This is a genomic window from Schlesneria paludicola DSM 18645, assembly GCF_000255655.1.
GTDB classification, from domain to species: Bacteria; Planctomycetota; Planctomycetia; order Planctomycetales; family Planctomycetaceae; genus Schlesneria; species Schlesneria paludicola.
In genome coordinates this window covers 1,850,341-1,868,074 of record NZ_JH636434.1, presented here as the reverse complement: position 1 = coordinate 1,868,074, position 17,734 = coordinate 1,850,341, and the positions used below count along the sequence as shown (strand labels likewise).

19 protein-coding genes are annotated in these 17,734 nt (G+C 54.1%); 11 read left to right on the top strand and 8 right to left on the bottom strand.

Features of this window, described 5'->3' with window-relative positions; all coding sequences use genetic code 11:
- On the bottom strand, positions 1-410 hold a 410-nt coding region (locus OSO_RS42810), incomplete at its 3' end, for a reverse transcriptase domain-containing protein (RefSeq protein WP_261340375.1).
- A 688-nt stretch (positions 411-1,098) separates the two neighbouring features.
- Between OSO_RS42810 and tnpB the strand changes: the two genes are divergently transcribed.
- From tnpB to OSO_RS52550, 3 genes are all read left to right on the top strand, one after another.
- Positions 1,099-1,314, top strand: coding sequence for an IS66 family insertion sequence element accessory protein TnpB (gene tnpB, locus OSO_RS49785; protein WP_010583112.1), 216 nt, complete (start codon positions 1,099-1,101; stop codon positions 1,312-1,314).
- A gap of 155 nt (positions 1,315-1,469) precedes the next feature.
- Complete coding sequence (gene tnpC / locus OSO_RS42800; protein WP_157605109.1) at positions 1,470-2,543, top strand: IS66 family transposase; 1,074 nt, start codon at positions 1,470-1,472, stop codon at positions 2,541-2,543.
- 33 nt (positions 2,544-2,576) lie between these two features.
- The gene (locus OSO_RS52550; RefSeq protein WP_083842824.1) at positions 2,577-2,720 is read left to right on the top strand and encodes a transposase domain-containing protein; all 144 of its coding nucleotides are present in this window, start codon (positions 2,577-2,579) and stop codon (positions 2,718-2,720) included.
- A gap of 783 nt (positions 2,721-3,503) precedes the next feature.
- On the opposite strand, the gene OSO_RS49775 is transcribed toward OSO_RS52550, so the two are convergent.
- Genes OSO_RS49775 through OSO_RS0109180 form a run of 6 tightly spaced genes read right to left on the bottom strand, consistent with a single transcriptional unit; the run spans position 3,504 to position 7,494 of the window.
- Positions 3,504-3,833, bottom strand: coding sequence for a type II toxin-antitoxin system RelE/ParE family toxin (locus OSO_RS49775; RefSeq protein ID WP_083842823.1), 330 nt, complete (start codon positions 3,831-3,833; stop codon positions 3,504-3,506).
- A 40-nt stretch (positions 3,834-3,873) separates the two neighbouring features.
- A complete protein-coding gene (locus OSO_RS0109200) occupies positions 3,874-4,623 on the bottom strand; it encodes a DUF6602 domain-containing protein (RefSeq protein ID WP_010583109.1) in 750 nt (249 codons plus the stop codon).
- Between the two features lie 15 nt (positions 4,624-4,638).
- Positions 4,639-5,535 carry a CBASS oligonucleotide cyclase gene (locus OSO_RS0109195; protein WP_010583108.1) on the bottom strand — a complete coding sequence of 299 codons (897 nt, stop codon included), beginning with the start codon at positions 5,533-5,535 and terminating at the stop codon, positions 4,639-4,641.
- Complete coding sequence (locus tag OSO_RS0109190; RefSeq protein ID WP_010583107.1) at positions 5,532-6,035, bottom strand: hypothetical protein; 504 nt, start codon at positions 6,033-6,035, stop codon at positions 5,532-5,534. The genes OSO_RS0109195 and OSO_RS0109190 overlap by 4 nt, the downstream gene beginning before the upstream one ends.
- The gene (locus OSO_RS0109185) at positions 6,032-6,505 is read right to left on the bottom strand and encodes a CBASS system Cap8 protein (RefSeq protein ID WP_010583106.1); all 474 of its coding nucleotides are present in this window, start codon (positions 6,503-6,505) and stop codon (positions 6,032-6,034) included. Before OSO_RS0109185 ends, OSO_RS0109190 begins: the two co-directional genes overlap by 4 nt.
- Before the next feature lie 5 nt (positions 6,506-6,510).
- Positions 6,511-7,494, bottom strand: a complete 984-nt coding sequence (locus OSO_RS0109180) for an AAA family ATPase (RefSeq protein ID WP_010583105.1) — start codon at positions 7,492-7,494, stop codon at positions 6,511-6,513.
- Positions 7,495-7,822: 328 nt separating this feature from the next.
- On the opposite strand from OSO_RS0109180, the gene OSO_RS0109170 reads away from it, so the two are divergent.
- The 4 genes from OSO_RS0109170 (at position 7,823) to OSO_RS47685 (ending at position 12,336) form a co-directional block, all read left to right on the top strand.
- Positions 7,823-8,176 carry a helix-turn-helix domain-containing protein gene (locus OSO_RS0109170; RefSeq protein ID WP_010583104.1) on the top strand — a complete coding sequence of 118 codons (354 nt, stop codon included), beginning with the start codon at positions 7,823-7,825 and terminating at the stop codon, positions 8,174-8,176.
- 3 nt (positions 8,177-8,179) lie between these two features.
- Positions 8,180-8,890: an ImmA/IrrE family metallo-endopeptidase gene (locus OSO_RS0109165; protein WP_010583103.1), complete on the top strand. Its 711-nt coding sequence runs from the start codon at positions 8,180-8,182 to the stop codon at positions 8,888-8,890.
- 156 nt (positions 8,891-9,046) lie between these two features.
- A complete protein-coding gene (locus OSO_RS47690; protein WP_010583102.1) occupies positions 9,047-11,359 on the top strand; it encodes a Z1 domain-containing protein in 2,313 nt (770 codons plus the stop codon).
- Positions 11,335-12,336, top strand: a complete 1,002-nt coding sequence (locus OSO_RS47685; protein ID WP_010583101.1) for a nucleotidyl transferase AbiEii/AbiGii toxin family protein — start codon at positions 11,335-11,337, stop codon at positions 12,334-12,336. Before OSO_RS47690 ends, OSO_RS47685 begins: the two co-directional genes overlap by 25 nt.
- A 133-nt stretch (positions 12,337-12,469) precedes the next feature.
- Here OSO_RS47685 and OSO_RS0109150 read toward each other — a convergent pair whose 3' ends face one another.
- On the bottom strand, positions 12,470-13,174 hold the full coding sequence (locus tag OSO_RS0109150; protein ID WP_157605108.1) for a hypothetical protein: 705 nt from the start codon (positions 13,172-13,174) through the stop codon (positions 12,470-12,472).
- Between the two features lie 611 nt (positions 13,175-13,785).
- Between OSO_RS0109150 and OSO_RS0109140 the strand changes: the two genes are divergently transcribed.
- The 4 genes from OSO_RS0109140 to OSO_RS0109125 all read left to right on the top strand — a co-directional run bounded on the left by OSO_RS0109140 (position 13,786) and on the right by OSO_RS0109125 (position 17,539).
- On the top strand, positions 13,786-14,556 hold the full coding sequence (locus tag OSO_RS0109140; RefSeq protein WP_010583098.1) for a hypothetical protein: 771 nt from the start codon (positions 13,786-13,788) through the stop codon (positions 14,554-14,556).
- 183 nt (positions 14,557-14,739) lie between these two features.
- Complete coding sequence (locus OSO_RS0109135) at positions 14,740-15,471, top strand: HNH endonuclease signature motif containing protein (RefSeq protein WP_010583097.1); 732 nt, start codon at positions 14,740-14,742, stop codon at positions 15,469-15,471.
- A 169-nt stretch (positions 15,472-15,640) separates the two neighbouring features.
- On the top strand, positions 15,641-16,462 hold the full coding sequence (locus OSO_RS0109130) for a hypothetical protein (protein ID WP_010583096.1): 822 nt from the start codon (positions 15,641-15,643) through the stop codon (positions 16,460-16,462).
- 189 nt (positions 16,463-16,651) lie between these two features.
- On the top strand, positions 16,652-17,539 hold the full coding sequence (locus OSO_RS0109125) for a hypothetical protein (RefSeq protein WP_010583095.1): 888 nt from the start codon (positions 16,652-16,654) through the stop codon (positions 17,537-17,539).
- Positions 17,540-17,734 lie beyond the last annotated feature (195 nt).

Below are 17,734 nucleotides of genomic sequence, written 5' to 3'. Positions count from 1 at the left end.
TAGACACTCGACAACCAGGAGCCGACTTCCGCCAGATCCCAGTGAACCATTCGTTTCAGCTTGTCTTTCAGTTCGATGAGCTTGCCTTTGAGCTTCTTTAACGCCGAGATGCGGCGGATGGTGAAATCGCCCTTGCTGGTTTTCCCGCTGATGTGCGTGAATCCCAGAAAATCGAATGTCTCAGGAGGACCTTCGCCGCGTTTTGATCGTCGTTCAGCCGCAAAGCGACCGAACTCAAGCAGACGCGTCTTCTCGGGGTGCAGTTCCAAGTGAAACTTGGCAAACCGTTCCTTGAGTGCTCCGAGGCAGCATTTTGCATCGATCTCCTCTTGGAAACCGAGAACGAAATCGTCGGCATAACGCACGATGATGACTTCTCCCACCGCATGGCGCTTTCGCCATGCGGCCACCCACAGATCCAGAACATAGTGAAGAAATACGTTTGCGGGCAAAACAACGGGGTCAGGACTCTTTGATTTCGAAGCGATGGGCTGATTTCTGAGATGCCACGACCACCACGGGGACATCTATGAAGAAGGGATTGTCAAGCCGGTGAGAAGCAGATAATGTTTTCCCAGCCCGTGGTGTTGATTCTCCTCGTCGTCAGCGTCGGTCGTAATTCCTCTGCCCCTTCCGCCGCGCGTGCGAACCTGTGGTTGATTATCTGATCCCGAGGCAACGGAAGTGTCCGTACGGTGAAATGCCTTCTTGCGGTGGTTGTTAACCTTGGTGGGTTTCCATCAAGGAGCTACGAATGTTGCGAAGACAAAAAGACCTGACGCTGGAGCGTCAGTGGCGTGCACAAATCGCGCAGTATCAGGCAAGTGGCTTTAGTATCCGCGAGTTTTGTGGCCGGTAGGAGTTGGCGGAGCCAACATTTTATTCTTGGAAGCGGGAGCTTCGTTTACGCGACGAGGCGTCGTCGAAAACGCCGTGTGTCCCGCCGACATTTATTCCCGTGACGCTGTTGCCCGAGGCGACGGTATCCGCAGAGGTCCGCTGTCCTTCGGGACACGTGGTCTGTCTGGCGGCCTGTGAAGTCTCTGCCCTGGCGTCCCTGTTTGCGGCCTTGAAGGCGTCTGCCAGCGAGGAGCCATCATGCTGAACTTCTCTGGGACGAAGGTCTATCTTTGCCTGACACCAACGGATATGCGGAAGAGTTTCGACACGCTTGCAGCCCTGGAGTGGGAGCATCTGCAGGGCGATCTCTTGTCGGGCACATGGTTCGTCTTTCGCGGCAAGCAAGGGAATCGGCTGAAGATTCTTTATTGGGATCGTGATGGATACGCTGTCTGGCAGAAGCGGCTCGAGTAAGGAACCTTCGAGTTTCCCAAAGTCATCGGCGACGCCACGGGAGTTTCGATCACGGCCACCGAGTTATCTCTCATTCTGGGCGGGGTCGCACTCAATGCAAAACGTCGCCCGCGATATGGCAAATCGGAACAATTTTCCGCCACGGGTCCAATTTCGTGACACCTTCGGCGGGGATGATGGGTTTAAGTTATCATGCCGGATGGAACCGCGAGACCGAAATCATCGATGTCCCTGAGTCCGTGAAGCAAGCGACGGGTGGCATCTGGAAAATGATCGGTGAAGAGATCAGCGAGAAGCTCGATTATACACCATCATCTCTGTTCGTCCGCCGGATCGTGCGTCCCAAGTACGTGGTGCGTTTCCCGGGGAGTGATCAACCTGATGAAATGAAGATCGCCGAATTGCCGCCTGAGGCGTTGCCAAAGTCCAAGGCGGCACCGGGACTCGTTGCCGATGTCATCGTCTCGAAACTGGTCGATCATCTGCCGCTGTATCGACAGGAACAGCGTTACGCTCGGCAGGGTTTCCCGATTGCGCGTTCGACCTTATGTGGCTGGCTCGCCGAGGCGGCCGAAGTGCTGACCCCGCTGTGGCAACGCCTCAAGGATCAAGTGCTGGCAGCGAACATTGTGAACACCGATGATACGCCGGTTCCGGTACAGGATCCCGGTCGCTCGCATTGCCGCACCGGCCGTATCTGGGCTTATGTCTCGAAACATGGCACCGTGTACGATGCGACGGCAGACCGTAGCCGCGATGGACCGCTCGCGTTCTTGCAGGGATATCAGGGCTTTTTGCAGTGCGACGCATATGCCGGGTATGACGAACTGTTTCGAAGGTCGAACGGAGCAATCATTGAGGTCGGCTGCTGGGCGCATGCGCGGCGAAAGTTCGTTGACGCCCAGAAGACGGGTCTGCGCGAAGCGCAAGAAGCTGTCGTGCGAATCAAACAATTGTATGCCATCGAGCACGAAGCGAAAGAAGTTGAAGTCGCTGCGCGCCGATCATTGCGCCAGGACAAATCCATTCCGTTGCTCGCATCGCTCAAAGACTGGCTCGATCAACTGGCCATGAGCGCCCTCCCCAAGAGCCCACTGGGAGAAGCTGTCACCTATGCTCGCAATCAGTGGGGTGCGCTGAACACTTATGTCACAGATGGTGCACTCGCAATCGACAATAATCTCGCCGTACGCGTGGTCAAACCATACGCTATCGGTCGCAAGAACTGACTCTTCTTCGGCAGCGATGACGGCGGACGTCGCTTGGCAATCCTTTCCAGCTTCACGGCCACTTGCCATCAATTCGGCATCAATCCCTGGATATGGCTGAAAGACATTCTCAACCGCCTTCCTGCCACACCCGCAGATCAACTCGCCGCTCTCTTGCCCCAACCCCCTGCGAAGTGACGCCCGGGCCATTCTTCCCACAATTGATACCTGTCCGCCGCCGAACGGACACGCCTCGCGTCGGACAGTCGACGGATTCCTCGCTCTATTAGAACAGAAATCGAATGCATCCGACTCAGAGGAACTCGGCCTTGTTCCTCATCTCGCGGGCCAGTAATGCCGTGGCGAAGGTATTTTTCCGATGCCGCTCGAAGAGAATCTCAAGTTGCTGGAGTGAACTGGCCGGCACCCAAATTCCCTGATTTGGAATGTCGAATGCGGCAATAAATAACCGACAGTTGAAATCAGTCCAGGTTGCAGGTTCTTCGACCGTAGGACTCGATTCGACTCGACGGATGCCAAATTCATCCGAGAGTCCACGTCAGAATCTGTTGCGCCGCATGGACTTGTGAGATTACATAAAAACAACAGATAGGTGACATTCAAGGGCACGAAGTTTGGAATACTTGGTTTTTCGGAAAAATCAACATTGGGGCAAATTTGGCTTTCATATTCATGGAAACATCACTGAATTCGATCTCGAAATGAATGTCGTCGTATCCAATGCACAGGCGTCTTCCCTATGCACAGCATAGGCCGGGTTTCCCGGGGAAATTCGCCCCTTCGCCTCCGCTCAGGTCCGAATTTAGCCTCGACGCCTGCGCCCGCTTTTGATGTCTGACGATTCTCCCTAAATCGTCAAACACGTGACGTCGCCATCCAACGCGACGTAAAGAAAGCCTGTCGCCGATCCATCGCGACAGCCACCACAATGCAACCCGTACAAACACGATTGCGACACAATCAGAAGACTTTTAGATCACTTTGAAAGTTTGCGTGAGACCCAACACCATGCAGAATGAGCCTATCCGCCTCTGCCGGTTCGTAGGCCAGAAGCAGCAGTTGCTCCCCCATCCAGAATTTGTAGACCCGAAGCCCCGAAAGATCGCCCAGCTTCTGTTCACCGATACTTGGGAAGCGGACGATATCTTGAATCACCCTATCGAGATCGAAGTTGTGATGAAGATTATGACCTCTAACCATGTTCCTAAATGTTGGGGTCACCTGCCGATGACCTTTCAGGAACGAATTGCGACGCAATGGAAGCGCAAGGACGACGGACCAACGCTTCATTAGGCGACAATCTCAGGTACGAGACCAACAATGAGGGCCCTTACTTCGACAACTGCGATGCGTATGCATTCCAATCGATTGCGGGAACTGTCCCGAGCGACTGAAGCTGGTTGAGCAGCCGGAACAAAAAGAAGACCAGGGCATTGTTGGATTTGCAGTAGGTATAAGCCCCACCCTGCTCAAAAGTATCAAATGCATGCCCATCGACGGCAAGCCCACAGTCCAACCTGGAAAGGCCCTTCAGTTCGGAATGGCAGGTCTCAAACGACGTTGAGAATCCCTCTTTCCAATCCGCATCAATGGCGAGGATACCGGCAAGAATCTCGAAATGAGGTTTGGCGGGATATGAGCCGCCAGCATGCGTAATCGGCACGGAGGTTCGTTTCAGCCGACGAACTGATTCGGCTTTCTTGCCCGCATATTCGAGATACCCTTTGTCGATGGTAGGCTTGCATTCGAATACGGCATAGACCGCTTCTGCCGGTATGTAGCGATGTGATTCGCTATCCAAAAGGGTTGGTGTGTATTGACGGTCATGTACCACCACGTCGATGGAGTCCGATACCTGCCCGTCGCTATCAAGGATCGTGGCCTTGTGGACCGTGTAACGGTTCGGCAGGTAATTTCTTAGCACCTCGATGAAGTATTGTTCATTGACCTCGCCACGATCGCCGTCATGGACAATCCGATCTGACGACCGAAGTTTTGCAACGAGGCACGACTGCTCACTTGCAAACGCACGCTGGAGAAACTCCATTCCGCGCAACTTACTCAGGTGGGACCCAGGCATGCTTTTACCTCTCATTTACGACAACGGAAACATAGGGCCGAACACTTCGGTCCGCCAGACTCTCAACGCCTCGCCGTTCTTTCCCTGCCGTTCAAGCTGAATTGCCTTCGCCGCCGCGTCCGAACCTTGCCGCAGTTTGATTTTAGCCGCGTCACGGGCGACCTGATCCATCGCGTCACTAACCGGCGGTCCGAGCCTGGCCGGGTCTGCCCAGGTTTCATCAAGGCGGTCAGCAAGGCTCGCCAGAAAAGCCTTGATCTCGAAGCGATAGTCGCCACCAAACGGAGGATGCAATAGTTCCAGGGCCATCACTTCAATCAGGAATGACGGCTTGACCGGTTTACCCTGGTTGGCATTCCATTTCTTGGTCATCCGGACGATCCCCTTCCATTCGCCGTCGTATTTTTTCTGCGCTTCCACCGCCAAATCGTGATGGACTTGGGGGTTCGTTTCAGTCCAACCAGAGGTCGTGGAGGTATCCGGGATTTCGTAGTGATTGTTTTTCGTGAATGCGGGCACCACGTCAAAGCTCATGACCTTGCCGCCCGTATCTTCATCCTCGTTCGTAGTAACCCCGAAATCGACCGTTACCGATCGGCGCTGACGCGACACTTTGTCGCGTCCATACTTCTCAACCAATGCGTCTTCGAACGCTTTCAACAGGTCACCGGGCGGTTTGTCGCGCCGGTGGCGCTCCTTCTGGCCAAGCACGCAGAATATGTCCACGTCCTTCAATGGCTTTGTTTTTGTCCATCGTTTGTACGAGCCAGTAAGGAAGTCGTTTTCCACGTCGAACATGGTCTTCAGGAAATCCCGGATTTCGTTATGGCGTCGTGAAGCGTCATCTTGTTCACGGTCGCTCAGTTCAAGTCGACTTCGGAATTTCTTAAATGCTTCGGCAACAGTAATCACTTTACGGCCCTCCAATATGCGGTTCCCGCCCCCAGCCCATTTCCGTCGATCGTCGTGCCAATACTTTGCCGGACGAATCCGTCCCGGGACCGGAGCGTCGTGCCCCTGAAGCCTTCAACATCCGGGCGACCGCTTTTCGTGCATAGCACAATTCGATAGTCGCAATCCGATGGCCATTGCCCGGCTTTAAGGATGTGGTATTTGATATCGTCTGTATTCACCCACATGGCGCAATCACCAGCAGCGCCGTAGAAGATGTCGAAATCCCAGGCACCAATCAGGGCGTCGGTTTTCGGGTTGTAAACTTCCAGGACAACGGTTTCCAAATCGCGGGAATTCAACCAGGTGTTAATCCCCCGTTGCAGGACCTTCCAACTGGATGTCAACTTTTCAGGGCTGAGCCCGCTGCACCTGATAATTTCTTTAATCGCCATCAACATTTTATCCGTGACGAAGGTCACGGAATGCGCATACGTGTAACCGCTAACAAAAGTACTCATGGTCGTAGAAATGCCTCCATGTTTATTGCCGCTTCGGTGGCAGCCGACTTTTTCGACGGTTCCTCATCATCTTTGACCGTTTCGTTCTTCTCCCGAACCGTCACCCGCTTTGATTTCTTGGCAAGCGCATCCCTGACCCACGAGACATCCTCCGCATCCGCTGGCAGGCTCATCGACCAATCACCTTCGGTTGGGCACTCCGCCAGTGCAGATTCATTGGCGTCGTCTCCCGCAATAGCATCGTCGTCATAGAGACAATACATCCGAACACGCGGACCGTTACCACGTACAACCATTGCCGCATCTTTGGGTGATTCAGTCGAAATAATCGACGACGCAATCCCCTCGATACCGATCAATTCCCGGCGAGCCGCACCATCCGTGGGGGCGATTAAGTCTACGATCACCTGCCACGCATCAGCCGCACCGCGTTCGGGCGTTGCCCGGATTCGACGTGCCACCACAGCCATTGCAATTACTCCTTGATAGATTTCAGTTCTTCCTGGGCCTGTTTCGCTGCTTGAAGGATGTCGGCGGCAGTCAATCCGTTCGGATCAATTGCGGTCTGCTTACGAAGTGCGCATGCCGAAATCACGAGCTTGCGGATGCGTCGCCCATCAAGGCCAACGCAATGCTTCGCAGCACGCATGAAATCGGCATCCTGCGGAATGCGCCCCGTGGCGGGGAACGACCTTGCCAGCTCCTCCACCGCTGATCGCAGAATGGCGCTACACGCGTCCGCTCCTGGCAGGCCGATGTTTTCGATCAGGTCGGCGCGGGAAAGGAAGGCACCGTCGACAGCTCGGGTAAAATTGCTCGTTGCGATGAATAACAGGTGCGGGTATTTCGAGGCGAGCTGGTCCAGTTGTGCCAAGACAGCATCGGTTGCCCGGTGTACGTCGATTGGATTCGCATCCATACTCATTCGCCCGCGATCAGCCGCCAGAGTTTCCACTTCATCAAGCAGAACGATCAACGGCCCGCGTTCGGCCTGCTCTGCGACCGTCTGGCCGAGCAAATCACGCACAGCCCGTTGGCTCTTGCCGAGGGCCGCCCCGGTGAGGGCATGCGGTTCAACTTCGATGTAGCGGAAATGTCCGAGCCTGCCGATTGCCTCAGCGGTTCGCGACGCCAGCCCGCGTGCCAGCGACGTCTTTCCAGTCCCCGGCGGCCCATGCAAGACGATCAGGCCATGCAATGGCAAATTTGATCGATTTACCTTCTCCCTGAGTGTGAAATTCAAAATTGCCTGCGATAGAAGCCGGTCCTTTTGTCCAGGATCAATGATCACGGCGTCCCATTGGGACATGAACTCCTGGTCAGGAAGCATTCTGCTATCGAGGACACCTACAGCATCCACACCACCCGACCTCGATCCACCCGATCCCGGCGCGATTTGAGGAAACTTTGCGATCCTGTTTTCGCCGTTTTGCTCGTCATCCAGTGAAGACTTTCTCATGCCATACTCCGTACGTTGATTTTGCTTTACCGCCCCCGACGCCACGGCGTCCGTGTGCAGTAAACAGTAAACACTATGGCCGTGAAACGCAAGCCCACATCAAAATAAAACACCTGATCAGTACAATCGGTATAAAGCCAATAATCAATAGACTTTCTGTCTCGACACTGTTGTCTGCGCTCAGGTCAGCGGGTAGGATTTAGCGTGTTCGCTGTTTACTTAACAATAATCTTGAACTCAAGAAACCAGGCCATGCGTTTTGCCGGGGCCGGTTTCGTCGCCGCGCTCAATGCGATGTTTCGAAAAGCCATCTATGGAGAATCTTGAAATGGCTAAGAAAACATTTGGACAGCATCTTCGTGAGAAGCGAGTCGAAAGAGGTTTTAGCTTGCGAAAGTTCGCAGAACTTGTGGGAATCAGCCCAACCTATCTTTCGCAGGTCGAGCAGGACAATGTTGACCCACCAACTGCCGACCGTGTGAAGAAGATGGCGGAGCTGCTGGGCGAGAGCATCGACGAATGGACTGCCCTCGCCGGTCGTTTAACTGAAGACCTGCCAGACATTATTCGCGAATCTCCGACGGCTGTCCCCGATCTGCTACGCGCCGTTCGCGGCCTAACCCCTGAACAGTTACGCAAGCTTCGTGAAAATGCAGAACGCATGCAGAAGGAGGGGCAGTAATTCATGCCAAAACGGCTGTTATCAAGTTCCGGTCCTAAGTTGCCATTCCTGACTGATCGCGCATTCGAGGACGAAGCAGCAATCCTGCTCGCCGAATATGGAAAGAAGCATGGACCGGTTGTCACGCCACCAATCCCCATCGATGAAATCGTCGAAATTCACTTCGGGCTAACGCTTGAGTTCCTTGATATGCAGAAACTCTTCGGCGTTCCTGATGTTCATGGCGCTTTGTGGGTCAATGAAAAGCGTGTGGGCATCGATCATCGCCTCGACCCGTCCGAGAATCCTCCCATGCTCGGACGCTACAACTTCACACTCGCACACGAAGCCGGACACTGGCGTCTTCACCGCCAATTATTCCAGCGCAACGCCAATCAGGTTTCTCTGTTTGCAGAAGGTGTGGCCCGGCCAGAATATATCTGCCGTTCGAGCGACACCGAACCCATCGAATACCAGGCGAACCGCTTCGCGTCCTGTTTGCTGATGCCCCGCGACATAGTCAAACAAGCCTGGGAAGAATGGCGCGGAAACCTGGAACCCATCTACCTGCCCGATCTGCGAGCCGGGAATACCGAGGGTTTCACGGACGAATCTCTCATGGAAACTGCGGTCCGTCCGTTTGCTGCCTTATTCCAAGTTTCCGCCGAGGCCATGCGAATCCGTGCAGAGCAATTGGGATTGTTACTAAGGAAGCGAGAGGCACTTTTGTTCTGATTTTTTAAGTCCTCCCAGACAACTGTTGATCACCTTTGGTCGCTTTTTGTCCAAAACGATTTGGACCGCCCAAACCGCAGAAATCACTCAAAATCAACCCACCCAGGCTTTGTACGTCATGAAGTGCCTGCCGCCGAAGGCGAGGTCAGATCAAGGATGATCAAAGTCGTCGACATTTTCGCGGGCCCCGGCGGCCTGAGCGAAGGTTTCTCCACCGTTAAAACCGAGTCCGGCGAAACCGCTTTTGATGTTGTGCTCTCGATAGAGAAGGATGCGATTGCAGCCGAAACGCTTCGCTTACGATCCTTCTTCCGCCAGTTCGGACCGAATGTCCCTGACGATTACTACCGGTGCCTTCGTGGCGAACTCCACATTGATGCATTGTATGAGGCACACAAGCAGCAGGCGAAAGCAAGTGAAGCCCATTGCTGGAATATTACGCTCGGGCCGGGCGGCGAACCAACAGAGAATGTCTATCAAAGGATCGTCAAATCTCTGGATAAGAGTTCGGATTGGGTTCTGATCGGGGGCCCACCGTGCCAGGCGTATTCCATCGCTGGCCGTTCACGAAACCAGGGCAATCCCGACTACGTTCCCGCCAACGATGCGCGGCAGCTCCTCTATGTGGAATATCTCCAGATACTGGCCGAACATCGACCGGCAGTTTTCATTATGGAGAATGTCAAGGGCCTGCTTTCGGCAACGTTGAACAACATCCGCATGTTCGATCGCATCCTGGATGACTTGCGCGACCCGGCCATAGCAGTCACGCGCGAAGGGCGCCCTTGCAAACATGTTCGCAAGGGCGGTTACCGAATTTATTCCCTTTGTGATGGACGGCTTTTTGAGAATGCTGAACTCGATGGAGCAGTCATCCGCACCGAGAAATTTGGAGTCCCGCAGGCGCGTCACCGCATCATACTTCTGGGTATCAGGGATGACATCATTTCCGTAAATCCGAAGAAGCTGAAGCCGCATAAAGCGGTTTCAGTTTCGGAAGTGCTGGACGATCTGCCGAAGCTCCGTAGCGGTCTCACGCCTAAGAGTGCCGATTCCGACACTGCATGGGAGGAAGGGTTGCGCGGCCAGATAACCAGCCGCTGGGCAAATGCCGGTGCAAAAAAAGCCGACAGCGATGAGCTGGGGGAGTTGATACGAAAGCATCTTGGCGAAATCGTCGTTCCCGAGGCGGGACTTGGCGGAGATTTCATTGAAGCGGAAGTAACGTCACAATACGCCAAAAGCTGGTTCTGTGACCATCGCATCAATGGGGTGTGCAAGGAGCTGCCAAAATCCCTCATCAGCGCATTGCAGTCCTTTGTCATCACCTGCGCTGCACGCCGTGTACGAGGCCAGAAAGATGCCCACAATTCGATGCTAGTGCATGTCACGCGGTTCAATCTCGTACAGACCCAGGTCATGGATCTGATCTATGCCGAACTCGTCCACATGACGCGGATGCTGGAATACAACACCGGAAAACAGGCGGTCCAGTTCGTCGGGCAACTGGAAGAACTCTGGAACATGAATTATTTGCCAACGTCCGCGAATATAAAGATTGATGATCCCCAGATGACGCCACTGACCTGGAAAGAGGTGCGCGCTGAGCTTCTCACCGCGATTACCAGAATTGAAGTACGAGGTATCAACGGGGATGCGGGCGGCGTTTTGGACTACGATGATCCGTCAAATGCAACTGGTCTGAACGTCGTTGCCGTGGGCGGTGACAAGCTATCGCGAGGTCTGACGCTCGAAGGGCTTTCGGTAAGCTATTACATCCGTCCCGCCAAAAACTACGACACGCTGCTCCAGATGGGGCGCTGGTTTGGATATCGGCCCGGTTATGTGGATCTCTGCCGCCTCTACACCACCGGCGATCTTGTTGGCTGGTACGAGCATATTGCGGTGGCAAATGAAGAGTTGCGGCGGGAATTCAACTTCATGGAACTCAGTAAGCTTACGCCTGAGGATTACGGACTCAAGGTTCGGACGCACCCGGACGGTCTGAATATCACTGCCGCCAATAAAATACGACATGGCAGGCGAATGCAGGTGTCATTCTCCGGCCATCTTGTGCAAACAACGATCTTCCACAAGGATGCCAAAATCCAGGAAGGCAATATGAAAGCGACCGAATCCTGGTTGCGTTCATTGCCACAACCGCAATCCCTGCCGAGACGGGTTGAATGGAAAAATGTCCCGGCAGCCCGGATCATAAGCTTTTTAGAGAGTTTTACGGTCCATCCGCTGTGCCGCCTCGCTGAATGTGACCTGCTGATCAAATACATCCAGAAGCTGCTTGGTTTCGGCGAGCTTAAAAACTGGACGGTGGCTCTCATATCGAGCAGCGAATCCAAGGCGACGAAAGAAACCCACGCGGCGTTGATGGTTGTCAGGGGCGCGTCTATTACGGCGGCCCGATGGGGTTCGGCAGCAAACACTCCATGCCGAAAATCAAACTCGACCTGACAGCCGATGAACTCCTCGTTGAAGAGCCGGTCATGACTGCGGTACGTCATGACTACAGCGATCTTCCCGACGGCGGAATTGAAATCCAAAGTTACTCCTATGCTGAAGTCTTTGCCGAGAAAATTCGTGCGTTAAAAGAACGTACCCGCCCACGCGACCTCTACGACGTTGTCAATTTTTACCGCAGGCCGGAGTCCGCCGATGTCGCACCGCAGGTCAAGACCGTCCTGACCCGGAAATGTGCGTTCAAGAATATCACCTTTCCAACCCTCCCTGATCTCGACAGCCACAAAGATCAATGTGCAACAGGCTGGAAAGACCAGCTTGCACACCAGCTCCAGGCGTTACCGCCATTTGATTCTTTCTGGAACGAACTACCAACATTCTTCGCGTGGCTGGACAATCCAGAGGAAATTCCAGCGACGCTCCTGCCCGCGATTGCATTACTGCAAGAGGGTGAGGCGATTGCCAGCGGCACTGGGCAACTCAGCACACTCAATCGCATCCGTTTCGCAGCGGTCAACCGGCTCTGCGTCGAAATGGTTTACCGGAAAGACAACGGTCAGCAGACCACTTACCTCATCGAACCGTATTCACTGCGGTTCACCGCCGAAGGCAACATGGTCATGTATGCCGTGAAGCTCCCAGCGGGCGAAATACGCAGCTTCCGAACCGATCGGATTATCAGTACGAAAATCGCGGAACAAGCCTTTACGCCACGCTTTTCCATCGACTTCATTCCAGAAGGCCCGATCCATCATAGTGCCCGGCAATCAACTGCCCAAAGCCTGAAGATCCCTCGCCGATCAACGCGGACGCCTAAACCTCGCGGGGGACCGAGGTACGTTTTTACCTGCCCCATTTGCAGAAAATCGTTCACCAAATCGACGAACAATTCGCACCTGAATGCCCACAAGAACAGGCAAGGGACGCAGTGCTCTGGGCGAACCGGCATCTACAAGACAACGAAATATTAGGGATTTTATCGAATGGCGTGATGACTGGCTTTTTGTGACCTGGATCGAGAACGTGATCCCGAGTCGCCGCTCGTCATTGGCTGCATTCGCCGTCAATAGCCAAGATGATTTAGGACTCCGATGGCCTTACGACCTATGACATGATGCGGTCCCACTCATTCGCTTTGACGGCATCACTCGGAATGGCCATCCCGAAAAACGTGTGATGGCGATAGAACAGCATGAGGCAAACCACGCACTCGATGTGATCGTTTCTATCGTCGCCATCGAATATGTAGCGGCAACGAAACACGTCATCACCGAAATCGTTCCACGGCGTCATCGTTCCGATCAAACTCAGGTAAGGAGCCAGACTCTGTTCGTCAGCGACCATCGCCTTATATGTGCAATCAACCGGAAGTGGGCGATCTTTAACGGTGTAGAAAATTCCCCGCATGACATTCTGGAGCACGCGCTTTATGCGTTTCCATTCGACGCGGAATGACGGTGCCATCCCCAAGAAAATACCTGATTGCGTTTCAAGCGGGCGAAGTGCCAGATCCTGGAATGTGCGGCGAATCGTACCAGGCCGCTTTTCCATCCGACGTTTGAACTTACCCTTCTGGAGCTTCTGAACCTCCGGGTGATGGGTCACCCGCACATCGGAAATGAGCACGTCACGGAAGTACTCATTGTCGGCAGCATGCTTCTTATTGCATGCAACGTGGGCAGGGACGGTTCTTGTCAGGGTCGGACGATTGTCGTTCCACAGAGCCTTTGGAATAAAGTGCTCAACATCCATTGGTCCTGCGGACTCATCCTTTCCGCAGAATATGCACAGCTTTGGTTTTCCGTTCATGAATGCCTCCTTCAGACAGCATGACCATCAGACAAAATCCAGGCAATACTGGTTCGCAGGAAGTGTGGAAAACGACCATATCAACGAATTCTCCAAGTTGAAAAGCCTCCTCAAAACCCAGACACATTTGATCGTTGCGCTTGTCTGCGATGGGAGCAGCTTGCAATGCCGTGTGCGTGATCTGCAAATTTGAGCCGAGTTGACGTTCTGTCCATGCAATCCGGCAATTTAACTGATGGCGCATACTGGGGTCGCCGAGGAATTGAAATCGCTATTCGGGCGTGCCCCTTTCGGGTCGGGCTCTCCTCTGCGATGAAGACATCTCCGCTACGATCCGCTCACGCAAAAATCACATTCCGCTGATATGACTGTCTTGATCCGTCGGGCCAGGGGTCCCCCCCTTCGAGCCCTAACCCGACGGACGAAGACGGCAGAACACACCCAAAAGACATCGGCACCCACGCTGAGCAGTACGGATGGCTTCGCCACTGTGAGCTTGTTTGCAGAACCCTTCCGCTCCGGTCCAAATCCGGCAGTGTTGTTGCCAGACCAGTCGGGCGTGTAAAACCGGCTTCCGATCGTCGCCGTTCGCTGTCGCGGAGAATTGTGAAATGTACGAAGAGCAATTCGTTGCCGAAATCCTCGAACAGATATTCAGCCTTGGTTTGCACGTGCCGCGCGCGTTACGTGTCTCACAGTACCTTGAACGGACGTACGACGGTGAAACGATGCCGAATCCGTCGGAATTCATCGAAGATTGCATCGATGAGTTCGATCTGACCATTGAGCCGAATCCAAAATGGGGCACGATTTCTCGTACCGCAGGGGCCGCACACAAATGGCTAGCGGTTCACGAAGCTGGCCACGCAATCGTCGGATTGAAAGTGCCACTCCTGCTTACGGGAGTCAGGTTTAATCGCGGCGGCACAAAGGGTTTGGCGATTCTCCACGATCCCGACTGGCCCAATTCGAAAGACGAAGAACTCATCAGCCACCTGATCGCGGTCGATGTCGCAGGAATCGTCGCAGAGAATGTGATGCAGGTTTTTCACGATGGCTGCGACGCTCCCGAACCTTACCTGAGCACCTATTATGGTCGAACTGACCAACCGAGTTGTTCAAGTGATCTCATCGACGACGCAGACCCGAAGGCGGCGCATCTGGCGTTCCTGATTTGCGAAAGAGAGGGAATAGATCCTGCCGCTTTGAGTGTCGTGGAGGCGAGGACGATGAAAAAAACGATCCTCGTACGCGCAGAAGATGAAGCGGAGAAGATACTGCGCGAGAATCCGGAGATGTTGAACCTGCTGGCCTGTGAACTCCTGAATGGTCCTATGAGAGGAACGGCGGTCAAACGCCTCGTTGATGCAGCGGCAAAATAATCACCCGCGCACGAGGAACGATTCTTGAGGCCAAAATCAGTACCAACGCAGGTTGAACGGTTGCAAACCGGACTCACATACTGATCTCATATTTTAGCGACGGGAGATCGTCTTTTCTGGACACCAAGCGAGGCACCTGTGCAATACTGGATCACAAAGGAATGCGGTGGCGGGTGGGGCGAAATGTCAGATGCGTCGACCAAAGCATGGGGAGTATCTGACTCCCAACAGAGGCTGGCAAAACGCGTTGAACCGAGCGATATCCTTCTGCACTACATTGACAGCGTTCGTGCCTGGGCTGGCTATTCAACCGTTACGGGTCGAATGGAAGCGAATAATCGGGATTCTGATCAGGACTGGCGCGACGCGATTCCATCCGTGATTCCCATTCAAGCGGAAGTGTGGCTCAGCATGCACCAATGTGAAATAACGAAAGAGAATACCGATCTGCATACCATGAAATATCACCGCAAGAATGCATTCACATCAATTCCAGCAAACGCGGCTGAACTGATCGTCGAGGCAATCGAGACGTCAAAAAACAAACAGTGCGTCGCGACAGCAGAGTTCCAGAAAAGTTGGGAAATCGACGCCGAAAACTATTACTGGACGATTGTGAGAAGCAGGTCAAAGGGTCGATGCTGGCTCTGTGGAGAGACCGCGGCTTCGTGGATCGCCAGGCAATCGAAGTTTCTGCCCATCCAGGAATCTGTCGCGAAGGAAATTGGTGAAAGATTCCTGGACATGGCTCACATCGCCGCACGACACAAAAAAGGCCGGATGTCCCCCGACAACATTCGAGCGCTGTGCCCCAATTGCCATCGGATCGTCGACCGGATTCCCGACGAAGCCCGCAAGCTATTGCTGAGCGCAAACGAAACGAGCGATCAAGTCGAAAGTCATTGCCCTGCGTAACGCGGACGAAACCGGCATTTCATTTTCAAAAACAACATTTTCATTTGTTCTGAGAGCGACTCCAACTCAATAGGAATCATGGTTATCATCTTCCAAAACTCACGGTGTATTCGAGTGCTGTGAAAGGTATTGGGAGAACGCCAATTTCCAACGATCTGAAGTGTTCGCGATGATGGATACATCAGATAGTGATCGCCTCAATCTTCTGGAAAGACTGGTCTTCGAACGAGAAGCTCTTAAAGAACTACCTGTTCCGCCAGAAATTCTGGAGGTTGATGAGGTTCGGATGGCACTGGGAAAAGATGCTTTGTGCATCGGGCAGATCCAATCAGACGGTTTCACGCGGGACTCGATCGCAAGATTGTTAAATGAACTCCGTCTGACTCCTGAGCAAATTCGCGTGATGACGGACTGGGTTTCACTCGAAAACAAGATCCTGCGACACCTAGGCGCAGGACAGGAATGGCGCAGGACAGGAATGGCGCAGGACAGGAATGGCGCAGGACAGGAATGGATGGCTCCCGAGAACGACGCGAAGGAAATCCTGTCGTGTGCTGCGGCCGTTGGCGTACCGCTCGGGACGCTCTATGCAGCGGGCATTACCGGGTTTTCGGCAGTTGGAATCACATCGGGATTGGCGGCAATCGGAGGGTATACTGGTCTCGGAATCCTGGGGCTCAATCCAATGACTGCGGGAATTGCTGGCCTTATCATCGCCGGTGTTACCGTCAAAAAAGTGGCCGACTTTGCACTTGGAAATGCCATTGCGGGGGCTAAGGCGATCCAGGCTCAGATCGAACAACATCGAAATGTTCAGTTGAAGGCGGCGAATCGGCTAGCCGGAGACATTCCCAGATTTCCGTTACTCGGAGGCATGTGGGGTATTTTCCGCAGAGGCCGAAGAAAAAAGCTGGTAGAGGTAATGCGAAATTCCTTGCTTATGCTGGAGAATGGCGTGCAGGAGGCGAAGGGCCCGAAGCGTGATGACTGACGGAAATTCCTTGCGACGTTTCTCAAATGGCTGGATAGCTGAAGGTATCCCGTGTCGGCTATTGAGCCTTGCTGACTGAAAGTATCCGAGTCCCCTCCTCCAATGATTGCAGGCTAGAGTTCATCTAAATGAACCAGTTTGTAACCGGCTGTGTCCCAAAGAGTGCTTTACCCAGCGAGGTGGACGAACATGGCCGAAGCCGACTGGCATATCTTTACAGATTCCGACATCAACGCTTACCAGGGCTACCTGCCAGACGAGTGGGGCGAAAACACGATCGGACCGATCCCGGAGGGCACGGTACTTGAGCGGTTGCTGCTCGATCTGGCGCTGGCCTGGCGAAGCGCCTCGTATACGGCACAGTTGCCAGCAACGTCGATTCGGGCGATGCACGCGGCGGCCATCGGGCGTGCCAGCTTCAGTTCGCCGGATTCGAGCATCGTGGCGTACTCGGAGAAAATCATCGCCCAACTCACCGGTATGGTGCCTGAGTTGACCGAGAACAGGGCATTGCGCACTCGCCTCATGGAGTCACTGGCGACCATCGCCTGCGAATTCCGCGACCGCGCGAGCCAGGTCGGGACCAGCATCCCTATAGATCCAATATGGGCGGATTTTATGAACGATCCAGCATTCAGGCTGAGCCTGTGGTCATCCCAACGGATCGCGTTCGTCGCGTTCTACAATGCCTACGAAGTTTTCCTGATAGACTGCTTGAAGGTGTCGACCGGGCTAACTTCACTGCGAACGCAGATGGAGGAATTCCGGAAGGCACTGCGAAACTCGCTCCGGGAAGACATCGCCGACCCGTGCTGGTTCCATGGCGAGATCAACATCGCGCTGCTGGTCCGCCACGCCTTGAGCCACAACGGTGGGCGACAGACCGAGGACCTGAAGAAGCAGAAGTTCGACATCAAGCTGATTGGCGACAACCTCCAGATCGTACCCGAGGACAACCACTGGATGTTGCGGAGGCTGCGGAAGGCCGTTGAGAAGGTGATCGCTGTAACGCGGGACGCCCCGAAGTTCATTGCCCCTGCCGCCGAGCTTCCGAATCCGCGCGAAGATGAAAACTGAGTCGAAGGGCCAGCCCCCCGTAACGCCGCAACGTTCGCGGCTTACCTGCATGAAATGTGAATCCGCTACATGCGAAGCAGGACTGGTCTTGTTTGGATGGGTGAGTTAACGCACCACCCCGATCACGTGGACGTGGCCAGTGTCCAACATCATCTGCAGAAATTGGTGCGAGCGACGTTGACTCCACGGTTAAAA

Bases quoted from the DNA above. Each gene is read 5' to 3' on its own strand.
- OSO_RS0109140 (WP_010583098.1), top strand. From the start codon at position 13,786: ATGTACGAAGAGCAATTCGTTGCCGAAATCCTCGAACAGATATTCAGC.
- OSO_RS0109190 (WP_010583107.1), bottom strand. From the start codon at position 6,035: ATGAGTACTTTTGTTAGCGGTTACACGTATGCGCATTCCGTGACCTTC.
- OSO_RS49775 (WP_083842823.1), bottom strand. From the start codon at position 3,833: ATGAAGCGTTGGTCCGTCGTCCTTGCGCTTCCATTGCGTCGCAATTCG.
- OSO_RS47685 (WP_010583101.1), top strand. From the start codon at position 11,335: ATGCCGAAAATCAAACTCGACCTGACAGCCGATGAACTCCTCGTTGAA.
- OSO_RS0109180 (WP_010583105.1), bottom strand. From the start codon at position 7,494: ATGAGAAAGTCTTCACTGGATGACGAGCAAAACGGCGAAAACAGGATC.
- OSO_RS0109170 (WP_010583104.1), top strand. From the start codon at position 7,823: ATGGCTAAGAAAACATTTGGACAGCATCTTCGTGAGAAGCGAGTCGAA.
- OSO_RS0109200 (WP_010583109.1), bottom strand. From the start codon at position 4,623: ATGCCTGGGTCCCACCTGAGTAAGTTGCGCGGAATGGAGTTTCTCCAG.
- OSO_RS0109130 (WP_010583096.1), top strand. From the start codon at position 15,641: ATGATGGATACATCAGATAGTGATCGCCTCAATCTTCTGGAAAGACTG.
- OSO_RS0109125 (WP_010583095.1), top strand. From the start codon at position 16,652: ATGGCCGAAGCCGACTGGCATATCTTTACAGATTCCGACATCAACGCT.
- OSO_RS0109165 (WP_010583103.1), top strand. From the start codon at position 8,180: ATGCCAAAACGGCTGTTATCAAGTTCCGGTCCTAAGTTGCCATTCCTG.
- OSO_RS47690 (WP_010583102.1), top strand. From the start codon at position 9,047: ATGATCAAAGTCGTCGACATTTTCGCGGGCCCCGGCGGCCTGAGCGAA.
- OSO_RS0109185 (WP_010583106.1), bottom strand. From the start codon at position 6,505: ATGGCTGTGGTGGCACGTCGAATCCGGGCAACGCCCGAACGCGGTGCG.
- OSO_RS0109150 (WP_157605108.1), bottom strand. From the start codon at position 13,174: ATGAACGGAAAACCAAAGCTGTGCATATTCTGCGGAAAGGATGAGTCC.
- tnpB (WP_010583112.1), top strand. From the start codon at position 1,099: ATGCTGAACTTCTCTGGGACGAAGGTCTATCTTTGCCTGACACCAACG.
- OSO_RS0109135 (WP_010583097.1), top strand. From the start codon at position 14,740: ATGTCAGATGCGTCGACCAAAGCATGGGGAGTATCTGACTCCCAACAG.